Source organism: uncultured Zhongshania sp., from assembly GCF_963975605.1.
Taxonomy (GTDB): Bacteria; Pseudomonadota; Gammaproteobacteria; order Pseudomonadales; family Spongiibacteraceae; genus Spongiibacter; species Spongiibacter aquimaris.
Genome location: NZ_CAXBHN010000001.1, coordinates 328,903 through 341,716, shown reverse-complemented (window position 1 = coordinate 341,716; position 12,814 = coordinate 328,903). Strand labels below are relative to the sequence as shown.

The following is a 12,814-nucleotide window of genomic DNA, read 5'->3' as shown; positions in this document are numbered from 1 at the left end:
ATTAATACTTAGACTGAGTGCTTGGATCGATGACGAAGAAAGAAACGAACTGACATCATTGCCTTGTAATGTCATTAGCCAAATAGTGTTAGAGCTTATGAGGAAGAACGTGCGGGAAAATCAATTTTATTGCCGTTCCGGCTAAACGCCACGTCGCTCGCACTGGCACAAGATTTTTGTCAATTCATGCATTGGGTAACGATCAACACTGCTCCGTCGATAAAGATTGGTAAAAGAAAATAAAAATTCGATGAATTTAGATATAGCGGGGGGAAAACTTTTGTGCGCCAATAAAACAGGAAAATAAGAATATATAAATAGGACAGCCAGCACCTGATATACGGGCCACCCTTCTCCAAGAAACAATAAAAATTATCTCAGACTTTCATTAAGCTTATCCAGAACTTTCTGACCAGGACATAACTCTGCCGCGCCAAGATCCCGCAGCGGGGTTTTACTGGTGCCCAGGATTTCGTGCAAGTCCTGGGATTTTTCATCCATAAACAATAGACCCGTAAGTATTTGATCCTTTGCCTTGTAGTCCTTAATTAAGCGCAAGGCGGAGCGCCGGCTATTTAAATCGAGCTCCGGATCTGCTTTGTGAAGATGCACAACAGAGCCGTCATGCAATGTGACCTCTTTGGATTTACCCTGCTCGTATTGAGTGGAAATTTCTTGTTTAAATGGCACGTAATCAACCGTACCCGTCGCCGCGAGATGATCGCGCACGTGCTCGTAGCCCTTGGTCGATTTAGGATTATTATTAAAGGTCACGCAGGGCGAAATCACATCGATAAAAGCAAAACCACGGTGACTGATCGCCGCTTTTATCAGTGGCACTAGCTGCTCTCTGTCCCCCGAAAAACTGCGTGCCACAAAGGTGGCGCCAAGCTGCAGTGCAACACTTGCCAAATCGATTGGCTCAAAGTGATTAGGCTCACCTTTTTTACTGGCCGAGCCAATATCGGCAGTGGCTGAATCCTGGCCCTTAGTTAAGCCGTAGCAGCCATTATTCTCCACCACATACATCATATTTAAGTTGCGACGTACCGCATGGGTAAACTGCCCCATACCAATAGACGCGGTATCACCATCGCCGGATACGCCCACATAAATTAAGTCCCGATTGGCGAGATTCGCGCCGGTGGCAACCGAGGGCATGCGACCGTGTACCGAATTAAATCCGTGGGAATTGCCCAGAAAATAAGTTGGGGTTTTTGAGGAACAACCAATACCAGAAAGCTTGGCAACCTTATGCGGTGCAATAGACAGTTCAAAACAGGCTTGCACAATAGCAGCACTAATGGAGTCGTGGCCACAGCCGGCGCACAGTGTCGATATCGCTCCTTCATAATCTTTGCGGGTAAAGCCAATATCATTGCGCGGCAAATCTGGATGGCGAAACGCGGGGCGGATATACGTCATTACACAGACTCCTTAGCCATTTTTTTCTTGTGCAGCGGCCTCACGTTGTCACCTCGCAGAACCGCAATAATTTCATCGTGAATTTTGCGCGCAGAAATAGGTGTGCCGTTGTAATTTAAAATTGAAATTAAATCTCGTGGCGATACCAAACACTCATTCACCAGCAATGTTCGCATTTGCGCATCGCGGTTTTGATCTATCACAAACACGGTCTCGTGCTGTTCGATAAAGGCATCGACAGATTTGTGGAAGGGAAAACCTCTTATCCGCAAGGTATCAACCACAATGCCCTCAGCGGCTAACGCGTCGACAGCTTCCAGGGTCGCATCGCGACTGGTACCAAAATGAATCACGCCAACGTTAGCGCCGCCCTTCTTAGCCTCAATAATCTCAGGCATTGGCACTAAGTTCTTGGCGGTGTCCCACTTCTTCAGCAGGCGCTGCATATTCTTTTCATAGGCTTCGCCGTCTTCGGTGTAGACCGCGTATTCATCCCGCGACGTACCGCGAGTGAAAAAGGCGCCTTTAGTCGGATGAGTGCCGGGGTAGGTTCGATAGGGAATGCCATCGCCGTCGACATCTAAATAGCGACCAAAGCGCTCACTCATCGCCTCTAACTGCTCTTCGTTAAAGACTTTGCCACGCTGGTATTGACGTTTGTCATCCCAGACTAGCGGCGGCGACATGGTGTCGTTCATACCGAGATCGAGGTCCGTTAACATAATGACCGGGGTTTGCAGGGTTTCCGCTAAATCAAAGGCTTCCGCCGTCATTTCGAAACATTCCCGCGGTGTCGCCGGAAACAGCAAGACATGCTTGGTGTCACCATGGGATGCATAAGCACAGGCGAGGACATCAGACTGCTGGGTACGGGTTGGCATGCCGGTAGAGGGACCGGCGCGCTGGACATCAATGAGTACCGTCGGGATTTCGGCAAAATAAGCCAAGCCCAAAAATTCGCTCATTAAAGAAATGCCGGGGCCACTGGTTGCGGTAAATGCCCGCGCACCATTCCAACTAGCGCCGATCACCATACCAATTGCCGCTAGCTCATCTTCCGCCTGTACAATCGCATAATTTTTACTGCCACTACCTGGGTCTATACGCAGGCGCTTACAGTATTTATCAAAACCATCAACCACCGAGGTCGACGGTGTTATGGGGTACCACGCCGCAACCGTTGCGCCGCCATATATCGCACCAAGTGACGCGGCGGTATTACCGTCAATCAGTATTTGATCACCCACCGCATCGCGGCGCTCAACTCGAATCCCCAATGGGCATTGATAATGTTCAGCCGCATAGTGATAGCCAATTTCCAAGGCGCGAACATTCGACGTGATCAACTTTTCCTTGCCGCGGAACTGATCCGACACCAAGCCGGTGAGCACATCAAACTCAATATCAAGCAGTGCCGACAGGGCGCCAACATAGATGATGTTGCGGAATAACTGCTGCTGACGCGCATCACTGTATTCGCGCTGGCACAAGTCCTTTAACGGCACGCCAATAAAATGAATATCACTGCGCATCATACGCAGGTCTAAGGGCTTGCTGGAGTCATAGAAAAAATAACCACCCGCCTCCACTTCTTGGATGTCTTTCGCCATACTTTGCGGATTCATACACACCATCATGTCTATGCCACCGCGCCGGCCGAGATAACCTTTCTCGTTCACCCGCACTTCATACCAGGTTGGTAGGCCCTGAATATTCGACGGAAATATATTCTTGGGGCTTATTGGCAAGCCCATTCGAAACAGGGACTTGGCGAACATATTATTTGCACTGGCAGAGCCGGTACCGTTCACATTGGCGAATTTAATGACAAAATCGTTTACTGCTTCGATGCGTTTCATATCAGCCGCACTGCCCCGCTTTAGTCACCGAGTAATAAAATTTCTGCATATCCCAGGCTGCTGTTGGGCAGCGCTCTGCGCATAAGCCACAGTGCAAGCAGACATTCTCGTCTTTAATCATGGCGCGGCCAGTGCGTAAATCAGCAGACACGTAAATGTCTTGCTCAATATTGTTCGCCGGCATTTTTAAGGTCTGGCGAACGCTGTCCTCGTCGGCATTATTAACAACGATACTTAAGCAATCAGTCGGACAAATATCGACGCAGGCATCGCATTCAATACACAGTTTTTCGCTAAATACGGTTTGCGCATCGCAATTCAAACAGCGCTGAGCCTCTTGAAAAGCGGTCGCGGCGTCGTAGCCAAGCTCCACTTCTAATTTACGATTGCTAAGGGTCTGCGAAAGCTCAGCTTGCGGAACATGATAGCGGTCGTCATTTTCAACTTGGCTATCGTAACTCCACTCGTGGATACCCATTTTTTGACTAACCAAGGTCACCCCTGGCGGTGGTCGCTTGCTAACCGAGTCGCCCTGGCAGTGCAAATCGATTGAGATAGCGGCCTGATGACCGTGGGCCACGGCAGTAATAACATTTTGCGGACCAAAGGCCGCATCGCCGCCAAAAAATACGGTGGGATTACTCGACTGGAAGGTCGTCTCATCCACCACCGGCATATCCCATTTGCCAAAATCTATGCCGACGTCACGCTCAATCCACGGAAAGGAGTTTTCTTGGCCAATGGCCACCAAGACATCGTCGCAGGGCACAATCACCGGCTCTTCACCGGTGGAGACCAAACTCCGTTTACCTTTATCGTCATATACCGCTTTCACACGATCAAAGCGCATCGCCACGAGACGCCCATCTTCAACGATAAACTCCTGGGGCACGTGATTATCCAGAATCGGAATACCTTCATGGGCGGCGTCTTCTTTTTCCCAGGGTGACGCTTTCATCTCCGCGAAGGGGCTGCGCACAATGACTTTTACTTCGTCGCCGCCCAAGCGGCGGGCGGTGCGGCAGCAGTCCATCGCGGTATTACCACCGCCGAGTACAATGACATTTTTACCAATGGCTTCAACATGCTCAAAAGCCACACTGGACAGCCAATCAATACCAATATGAATATTGGCGTCAGCGGCTTGGCGACCAGGCAAATCCAAATCGCGACCACGAGGCGCGCCGCTGCCGACAAACACCGCGTCGTAATGTTTATCTAATACGGCTTTGAGGCTATCGACGTAATGGTTGAAATGAGTCAACACACCCATATCGAGTATCCGATCAACCTCTTCGTTTAGCACCGATTCCGGTAAGCGGAAAGCGGGGATTTGGCTGCGCATAAAGCCACCACCGGCGCGTTGATCATCGTATAGATCTACGCTGTAACCCAGTGGCATCAAGTCTCGCGCGACGGTTAACGACGCGGGACCCGCCCCAATTAGCGCAATCCGCTTGCCATTTTTCTTTTTGGGAATGATCGGCATGCGGTCAGTGATGTCGCCTTTATTATCGGCGGCTACACGTTTTAATCGACATATCGCCACTGGCTCTTCGTCGATACGACCGCGCCGACAGGCTGGCTCGCAGGGACGGTCACACGTACGCCCCAGCACACCGGGAAACACATTCGATTCCCAGTTGATCATATACGCGTCGGTATAACGCTGAGCGGCAATTAAACGAATATATTCTGGAACCGGCGTATGTGCCGGGCAGGCATACTGACAATCGACCACCTTGTGAAAATACTCGGGGTCATGGGTGTTAGTGGCTTTCAATGCGCCCCCTCAAATTATTATTAACAGCGAGTTGGGTAGCAGGTGTCGGTGGTCTTGCTGGGGCCGACACCCCTCAAAACCCAGAGATTACAACACAGCAGAAACATAAATTCATTAGAAAAATGGCGCCATAGTTATTAATTTATCCATATTGAATTCAGGCATATGCCTGACAAGATTTCAGATGCCTTGGCCACAACCCCCGAGCGTGACTGATACGGGCAGTAAACGAGGCATTCTTAAATTTAGCAGCAATAGCACGCGGATAGTCCCGCAAATTTGACGGTCTGTGCTAGGGTAGGCAATACATAGTTAGCGAGGGAGCTCACCATGCAAACAACCGAACATCTGCGCGCCACTCTCAATGTCGACGGCCACAGTTACGACTATTTTGATTTAAACAAACTCGGTGACGACCGGCTTTCGCAATTACCAAAATCGCTAAAAATACTACTCGAGAACCAACTTCGTCATTTTGACGGTGAGTCGGTCAACGCGGATATCATCGTCGCCTTCTCGCGCTGGCTCGATAAGCCAAGCGGCGGTGAAGATCTTAATTTCTCGCCTGCTCGGGTATTAATGCAAGACTTCACCGGCGTACCTGCCATTGTCGACTTAGCTGCAATGCGGGACGCCGTCGCCAAGCGTGGCGGTGATGTTTCGGCTATTAATCCACAGATTCCAGTCCACCTCGTTATCGACCACTCCGTCACCGTAGACCAGTTTGGCTCCCCGCAAGCTTTTGGTGAAAATGTGGCCAATGAGATGGCCCGAAATGACGAGCGCTATCGGTTTTTAAAATGGGGGCAATCCGCCTTCCAGAACTTTAATGTGGTGCCGCCCGGCACCGGTATATGCCATCAAGTAAACTTGGAATATCTCGCGCAAGTAGTGTGGAACAGCGATGGTATGGCCTATCCCGACACCGTATTAGGCACGGATAGCCACACCCCAATGGTCAATGGCTTAGGTGTCCTTGGCTGGGGGGTTGGCGGCATCGAGGCCGAGGCCGCCCTACTTGGCCAACCCTATTCAATGATGCTACCCGAAGTCATCGGCTTCGAATTAAACGGCAAGTTAAATGAAGGGCTTACCGCAACCGATTTGGTGTTGACGGTGGTACAAATTCTGCGCAAAGCGGGCGTCGTCGGCAAATTCGTCGAGTTTTACGGCGACGGGCTCGCTGAGCTAAGTGTGGCCGACCGCGCCACCATTGCCAATATGGCACCTGAATACGGCGCAACCTGCGGCTACTTCCCGGTTGATGAGGCCACCCTCGCCTACATGAAGCTAACCGGGCGCAGCAGTGAAAATATCGCTTTAACAGAGGCCTACTGCAAGGCGCAAGGAATGTGGCGAAATGCCGGCGACCAGCCGACGTTCACCAACACAGTAAAACTAGATCTCGATACTGTCGAGCCCAGCCTCGCCGGGCCGAGTCGACCACAGGATCGTGTTGCGCTGAGAGATTTAGGCGCCGCTATGCGCGAGCACTTAGAAATAAACGGCCGCGACCTCAAGGAAAGTGTGGATATTCCCGACATGAAATTAAAACTTCATCATGGCGATGTGGTGCTTGCGGCTATAACCAGCTGCACCAACACCTCCAACCCAGACGTGATGATTGCGGCCGGCCTTGTCGCCCGCAAAGCGAGAGAGCGCGGTATGCGCGTAAAACCGTGGGTAAAAACCTCCTTCGCACCAGGCTCAAAAGTCGTTAGCAGATACTTAAACGACAGCGATTTACAAGAAGACCTCAATTCTCTCGGATTCGACTTAGTTGGCTATGGCTGCACCACCTGTATCGGTAACTCTGGCCCGCTGCCGGCACCAGTCGCCGCAGCCATTGACAGTAAAGACATGGTGGTATCGGCACTGTTGTCGGGCAACCGCAATTTCGACGGTCGAATTCATCCGCAGGTAAAAGCCAGTTGGCTAGCATCGCCCCCACTTGTTGTTGCCTACGCGCTAGCGGGCAGCACATTACTCAATCTACAAGAAGACCCCATTGGCGTTGATAGTAAGAACAATAAGGTTTTTCTCAAAGACCTGTGGCCGAGCAACGCTGAAATTCATGACATTCGCAAAATTGTCAGCGGCAGCATGTTTCGCGAAGCCTACAACGATGTCTATCAAGGCACAGACGAATGGCAAGCTATCGATATTGAAAAAACGGATACATACCAGTGGCAAGCCGACTCTAGCTATATTCGCCTGCCGAACTTTTTCGAGTCGCCATCTTTAGCAGGAGAGGAATTCCCAAGCCTGCGCGGCGCACGGATTCTCGGTTTATTTGGCGACAGCATTACCACCGACCATATTTCACCGGCGGGTAAAATCGCCCTCGACAGCCCCGCCAGCCATTATTTGCAGAGTATTGGCGTTGAGCCAGATGACTTTAACTCCTACGGTTCACGACGAGGCAACCACGAGGTTATGCTGCGGGGCACCTTTGCCAACACCAGACTGCGCAATAAGTTGGTAGACCGCGAAGGGGGTTACACCCTGTCACCGGACGGCAAAAGTGTCGTGCCTATATATAAAGCGGCTATGAAATATCAAGAAAGCAATACGCCATTGGTGGTTATTGCCGGCAAGCAATACGGCACCGGCTCAAGTCGCGACTGGGCCGCAAAAGGCACCTTACTGCTGGGTATAAAGGCGGTAATTGCCGAAAGTTTTGAGCGCATTCACCGTTCTAATTTGATCGGTATGGGTGTCATGCCCGTAGAGTTCGACAAGGAAATACCTCAGGAAATGCTAGACCTTCAGGGCGATGAATACGTCGATATCGTATCTTGCGACGATAAACTCGCACCGAAGCAAAAGCTCAGGATTATATTATCGCGCAGCGATGGCAGTCGCCATGAAGTGTTGGGGCGACTGCGGATTGATACCGCCGAGGAGATGGCGTATTTCCGCCACGGTGGCATCTTGCAGTACGTTTTGGCCGAGCTGGGAAATTGATTCTCAGGGACTAAATGAACGGCGATTTCACATGGTTATTATGCATCGCCGCGACTATTTGAGACCTTTACACGAGCCGGAGTTTTACTCTCCGGCAAGGAAAAAACGCACGAATCGGAGATCACGCACATTGTGCGAGTGACGAGTGGGAACGGTAAATGAGGGCGGTGCCGACCATCGTTTTTATTGTTATAAATGACAGATTGAGTAGAGCTCACTTTTTATGCCCTGTGGGTACGCGGGCGGAGCGAGTGCGTTGGCTACGATTTTGCCAACGGTAAGCGCCTTTAAGCGACGCCGGCGAACGGCAAAATAACAATCGTGCAAAAGTCTCTATATTAAACCATTGAAACTCGCTCGGCGCTGGCATACACAGGCCACTCAGTGACATACTGAATGCGAACATAAGACGGAGTCAGATCTATGAAAATTCATGTTGAGGTTGAAATTAGTCCGGAAGAAATGCGCCGCCTTGTCGGCCTTCCCGACGCTCAACCACTCTGGGATGCAGTATATAAACGCATTGGCGAGGGGGACTCAGAAATGATCCAACAAATGGCCAAAACCGCATTTACCGAAGGCATGAAAACCATAGACTTGTCCGCCCGCGTTTTAAAATCATTGAGCGGCCTGGCAAGCAATCGCAAAGGCAGTGACAAAACAGAAACCAAAACACCGGAAGCAACTGACGATAAAACCTCAAAATCAACTCCCAATAAAGCCGCGCCACTGCGTCGCAGCGCCTCCAGCAAGAGCAAAACCTAAGCGCAGCACTGCTGGCACAACACACGACTTCTCACCTAATTCAGAGTGGCATCAACATGGCAAACACAATAGCGGGCAGCAAGAATATTGCTGCCTCTGGCAAAGTCCTGCGAGTTCGCACCGCAACCTTGGCGGATATTTCCGCTATCGCGGCGCTCTCAAAGCGCGTCTATACCGGCACCGGCATTGACCCCTACTCTCGCGCCGAATTGCGTGGCCAGTTAAATAATTTTCCGGAGGGGAAATTTGCGGTCACCCTCGACGAAGAAATCGTCGGCTATTGCGCAACCTTTCGCGTTAGCGGCGACGTCTGTTTGCGACCCCATAGCTGGGCCGCCATCACCGCCAATGGTTACGGCACCCGTCACGACCCTGAGGGCGAATGGCTTTACGGGATGGAAGTGTGTGTAGACAGCAGCGTGCGAGGCTATCGCATTGGCCAAAGACTGTATAACGCCAGAAAAAAACTTTGCGAAGAACTTGGCCTAAAGGGCATCGTCTTTGTCGGCCGGCTGCCAAGCTTGTCGCGACGCATTAAAAAATACGGCACAGCCGAAAATTATCTCGACGCCGTGGTCAACCAAAAAACCCGCGACCCGGTATTATCGTTTCAGCTTCGCAACAACTTCGAAGTCATCGATTTAATGCCGAACTACTTAACCGATGACAAAGACTCTATGGGCTATGGCGTCCACCTTGTGTGGCACAACCCCAAAGTGGAGACCGCTGCCAGCGTCGCTCACACCAAACGCCACGGCGGCCGCCAGCCAGACACCGTGCGCGTCGGCACCGTGCAGTATATGCAACGTCGCGTCACCTCGTTTGTCGAATTCATGTCGTTTATCGAATATTTTGTTGACGTGGTTGCTGACTACAAAGGCGACTTCGTGGTGTTTCCAGAGCTAATCACGCTGCAACTGCTCTCTATTGAAGACCAAGAGCTGACACCGATTCAATCGATAGAAGCGCTCACCAAATACACACCGCGCTATGTTGAAGCCATGCAAGATTTAGCGGTTCGCTACAACATCAACATTATTGGCGGCTCACATCCAACCCGTGTACCCAATGGCCGAGTAGAAAATATTTCCTATGTATTCCACCGCGACGGCCGCGTTGACGAACAAGCTAAAATCCACCCCACCCCGAACGAGGTGTATTGGTGGAATATTGAAGGCGGCAACGAGCTACAAGTCATCGACACCGACTGCGGCCCAATTGGTGTATTGATTTGCTATGACTCTGAGTTCCCAGAACTAGGCCGTCACTTAGTAGACCAAGGCGCGGAAATACTTTTCGTGCCCTTCTGTACCGACGAACGCCAAAGTTATATGCGGGTGCGTTACAGCTGCCAAGCACGGGCGGTTGAAAATCAGGTTTATGTCGTTATGTCTGGCAATGTGGGCAACCTGCCGAATGTGGCAAATATGGATATTCAATACGCCCAGAGCTGTATTTTAACGCCCTGCGATTTCCACTTCGCGCGGGACGGTATCGCCGCCGACACAACTCCCAATGTGGAAACCGTCGCTATTGCCGATCTGCGCCCAGAATCACTGCGGGTAGCCCGCAATAGCGGCACTGTGCAGAATCTACGCGACCGTCGCCACGATTTGTATCAAATGAAATGGAGAGGGAATTAATCGCCTGACGTCCGACGTCTGACGTCGGACGCACCTCACTACAAAACGCAGCTCACACCTGTGCCGCCCAAACCGCAGTAGCCACCGGGATTTTTATCGAGATATTGCTGGTGGTAAGGCTCCGCATAGTAGAACTCACCCGCCGTCACAATCTCGGTTGTCACTTCGGGCAATCCCGCTTTAGCTAGAGCTTCCTGATACAACTCTAAAGACGCTTTGGCCACTTCTTGCTGCTCAGCCGTAGAACAGTAAATGCCAGAGCGATACTGGGTGCCAACATCGTTGCCCTGCCGCATTCCCTGGGTGGGGTTGTGGCTTTCCCAAAATAGTTTAAGCAGAGTTTGAAAACTGACTTGGCCGGGGTCAAATACCACCAGCACCACTTCGTTGTGGCCCGTCATACCTGAGCAAACTTCTTCATACGTGGGGTTGGGGGTGTGGCCACCACAGTACCCCACGGCAGTAGAATACACGCCGGCTTGCTGCCAAAATTTGCGCTCCGCGCCCCAAAAGCACCCCAAACCAAACACAACCTGTGCCATGCCCTCCGGAAACGGGCCCTGCAACGGCGTTTTGAGCACGGTGTGCTCCGCTGGCACTTGCATTTTTTCTTCGCGACCAGGAAGGGCTTGCTCAGCACTTGGAAGCACTGCCGGCTTGCGGTAACGGTCAAACATACTCATTTGTCATGCTCCTCATAATAGCCTCGCGGAATAGTACTACTATGCCTTGATTCGCCCACATTCCGCCACCCCCAGCAGCTGCGGAAAAACACTGGCGGCTCAAGGACTTTGCTATCGGCAAACGGGGGGAATTTTACGGGATTTTTTATTGCTATTTGGGGTAAAACACGTTTAAATCGCCCGCTCTTTAACCAACGCGGAGGATTTATGCTAAATGAAAAGCTTAGATCATATGCCTTCTCTGGAGGCCGGCGCAGCCACGTGTAATCCGATTACACAGTCGGACGAAAATCTCGACCACTTCATCATCCGCGACGGCGTTGCTTACGCTGGTACGCACTTAATTATCGATCTTTGGGGCGCTTCGCACCTCGACGAACTCCCCCGCATGGAAAAAGCATTTATTGACTGCGTCAAAGAATGCGGTGCAACACTGCTGCACATCCATATGCACCACTTTACCCCCAATGGCGGTATTTCTGGTGTGGCGGTACTAGCTGAATCACATATTAGCGTGCACACATGGCCGGAGCGAGATTACGCCGCGTTCGACGTCTTTATGTGCGGTGACGCTAAGCCCGAATTGGCCGTGGAAATCCTGCAAAAGGCCTTCTCTCCTTCACGTATAGAAGTTGGCGAGAACCTGCGCGGGAGAATGGACGATGTCTGAGTGGTTTGACGAAACACTCCACGACGCGTACCACCAGGGCTTTAAAATTCGCAAGGTCTTGTTCGAAAGCAAGACCGAACACCAGCACCTTATTATTTTTGAATCCGGCAGTTTCGGCCGGGTAATGGCGCTCGACGGTATTATTCAAACCACCGAGCGCGATGAGTTTATTTACCATGAGATGCTGGCCCACACGCCTTTATTCGCACATGGCAATGCTAAAAATGTGTTGATTATTGGCGGCGGAGACGGCGGTCTATTGCGCGAAGTACTCAAACACCCGGAAGTAGAAAGTGTCGTGCAAGTCGAAATCGACCAAGCGGTTATCGACATGTGTGTAGAGTACCTACCCAATCATTCTGCCGGTGCCTACGATAATCCCAGAGCAGAAATTGTGATTGGTGACGGAATTGATTTCGTCAAACAGTGCTCGCGCCAATTCGACGTTATTCTGTCTGATAGCACAGACCCAATCGGGCCTGGCGAAGTATTGTTTACCTCTCCGTTTTATCAGGGTATTCAACGCTGCTTAAAGCCTGGAGGTATCTTTGCCGCACAAAACGGCGTTGCCTTTATGCAGCCAGACGAAGTGAGCACCACCCACAAACGTCTATCGCCGTTATTTGCAGATACCGCCTTTTATACCGCAGCCGTTCCGAGCTATGTAGGTGGCATAATGACATTCGCCTGGGCTAGTGACAGCAGCACTGCGCGCGAGCTCGATCTGGCGACCTTAACAAGTCGTTTTATCAGCAGTGGCATTCAAACTCGCTATTATAATCCCGCCCTCCACATGGGTGCTTTTGCACTACCACAATATCTTGTGGATAGTTTGGGCTAAGCGTGGCGGCCTGTTCGCAGCAGGCCACCAAAACACGCAACACAGCAGTAACCCCCTCAATTCCATGCCAATCGACAGCCAAATTGCACCTATATAGCTGACAGTTGTCATGGATTATTGATAGGGTAGAAATATTGCGGGACTAAACCGTAAAAAAGTTTCAAAATCAGCGCGCGAG

The 12,814-nt window shown here is 51.1% G+C and carries 9 protein-coding genes; 5 read left to right on the top strand and 4 right to left on the bottom strand.

Annotated elements, in window-relative coordinates:
• Positions 1–372 precede the first annotated feature (372 nt).
• From AAC007_RS01485 to AAC007_RS01475, 3 genes are read right to left on the bottom strand one after another with little or no spacing between them, the layout of a single operon-like run.
• The gene (locus AAC007_RS01485; RefSeq protein ID WP_339674282.1) at positions 373–1,425 is read right to left on the bottom strand and encodes a 2-oxoacid:ferredoxin oxidoreductase subunit beta; all 1,053 of its coding nucleotides are present in this window, start codon (positions 1,423–1,425) and stop codon (positions 373–375) included.
• Positions 1,425–3,284 carry a 2-oxoacid:acceptor oxidoreductase subunit alpha gene (locus AAC007_RS01480; protein ID WP_339674280.1) on the bottom strand — a complete coding sequence of 620 codons (1,860 nt, stop codon included), beginning with the start codon at positions 3,282–3,284 and terminating at the stop codon, positions 1,425–1,427. The genes AAC007_RS01485 and AAC007_RS01480 overlap by 1 nt, the downstream gene beginning before the upstream one ends.
• A gap of 1 nt (position 3,285) precedes the next feature.
• Positions 3,286–5,067, bottom strand: a complete 1,782-nt coding sequence (locus AAC007_RS01475) for an FAD-dependent oxidoreductase (RefSeq protein WP_339674278.1) — start codon at positions 5,065–5,067, stop codon at positions 3,286–3,288.
• A 330-nt stretch (positions 5,068–5,397) separates the two neighbouring features.
• On the opposite strand from AAC007_RS01475, the gene acnA reads away from it, so the two are divergent.
• The 3 genes from acnA to AAC007_RS01460 all read left to right on the top strand — a co-directional run bounded on the left by acnA (position 5,398) and on the right by AAC007_RS01460 (position 10,442).
• Positions 5,398–8,034: an aconitate hydratase AcnA gene (acnA, locus tag AAC007_RS01470; protein ID WP_339674276.1), complete on the top strand. Its 2,637-nt coding sequence runs from the start codon at positions 5,398–5,400 to the stop codon at positions 8,032–8,034.
• A 423-nt stretch (positions 8,035–8,457) separates the two neighbouring features.
• Positions 8,458–8,799: a DUF6489 family protein gene (locus AAC007_RS01465; RefSeq protein ID WP_296434719.1), complete on the top strand. Its 342-nt coding sequence runs from the start codon at positions 8,458–8,460 to the stop codon at positions 8,797–8,799.
• A 56-nt stretch (positions 8,800–8,855) separates the two neighbouring features.
• Positions 8,856–10,442, top strand: a complete 1,587-nt coding sequence (locus AAC007_RS01460) for a bifunctional GNAT family N-acetyltransferase/carbon-nitrogen hydrolase family protein (protein WP_295870885.1) — start codon at positions 8,856–8,858, stop codon at positions 10,440–10,442.
• Between the two features lie 38 nt (positions 10,443–10,480).
• On the opposite strand, the gene msrA is transcribed toward AAC007_RS01460, so the two are convergent.
• Positions 10,481–11,125: a peptide-methionine (S)-S-oxide reductase MsrA gene (gene msrA / locus AAC007_RS01455; RefSeq protein WP_295870883.1), complete on the bottom strand. Its 645-nt coding sequence runs from the start codon at positions 11,123–11,125 to the stop codon at positions 10,481–10,483.
• Positions 11,126–11,339: 214 nt separating this feature from the next.
• Between msrA and speD the strand changes: the two genes are divergently transcribed.
• Positions 11,340–11,795, top strand: a complete 456-nt coding sequence (gene speD / locus AAC007_RS01450) for an adenosylmethionine decarboxylase (protein WP_219042076.1) — start codon at positions 11,340–11,342, stop codon at positions 11,793–11,795.
• Positions 11,788–12,636, top strand: coding sequence for a polyamine aminopropyltransferase (gene speE, locus AAC007_RS01445; RefSeq protein WP_339674272.1), 849 nt, complete (start codon positions 11,788–11,790; stop codon positions 12,634–12,636). Before speD ends, speE begins: the two co-directional genes overlap by 8 nt.
• The last annotated feature ends 178 nt before the right edge of the window (positions 12,637–12,814 follow it).

What these genes read in the sequence shown, in the direction of transcription:
- speD (WP_219042076.1), top strand. Translation starts at nt 11,340, where the DNA reads ATGAAAAGCTTAGATCATATGCCTTCTCTGGAGGCCGGCGCAGCCACG.
- AAC007_RS01460 (WP_295870885.1), top strand. Translation starts at nt 8,856, where the DNA reads ATGGCAAACACAATAGCGGGCAGCAAGAATATTGCTGCCTCTGGCAAA.
- AAC007_RS01465 (WP_296434719.1), top strand. Translation starts at nt 8,458, where the DNA reads ATGAAAATTCATGTTGAGGTTGAAATTAGTCCGGAAGAAATGCGCCGC.
- speE (WP_339674272.1), top strand. Translation starts at nt 11,788, where the DNA reads ATGTCTGAGTGGTTTGACGAAACACTCCACGACGCGTACCACCAGGGC.
- acnA (WP_339674276.1), top strand. Translation starts at nt 5,398, where the DNA reads ATGCAAACAACCGAACATCTGCGCGCCACTCTCAATGTCGACGGCCAC.
- AAC007_RS01480 (WP_339674280.1), bottom strand. Translation starts at nt 3,284, where the DNA reads ATGAAACGCATCGAAGCAGTAAACGATTTTGTCATTAAATTCGCCAAT.
- AAC007_RS01485 (WP_339674282.1), bottom strand. Translation starts at nt 1,425, where the DNA reads ATGACGTATATCCGCCCCGCGTTTCGCCATCCAGATTTGCCGCGCAAT.
- msrA (WP_295870883.1), bottom strand. Translation starts at nt 11,125, where the DNA reads ATGAGTATGTTTGACCGTTACCGCAAGCCGGCAGTGCTTCCAAGTGCT.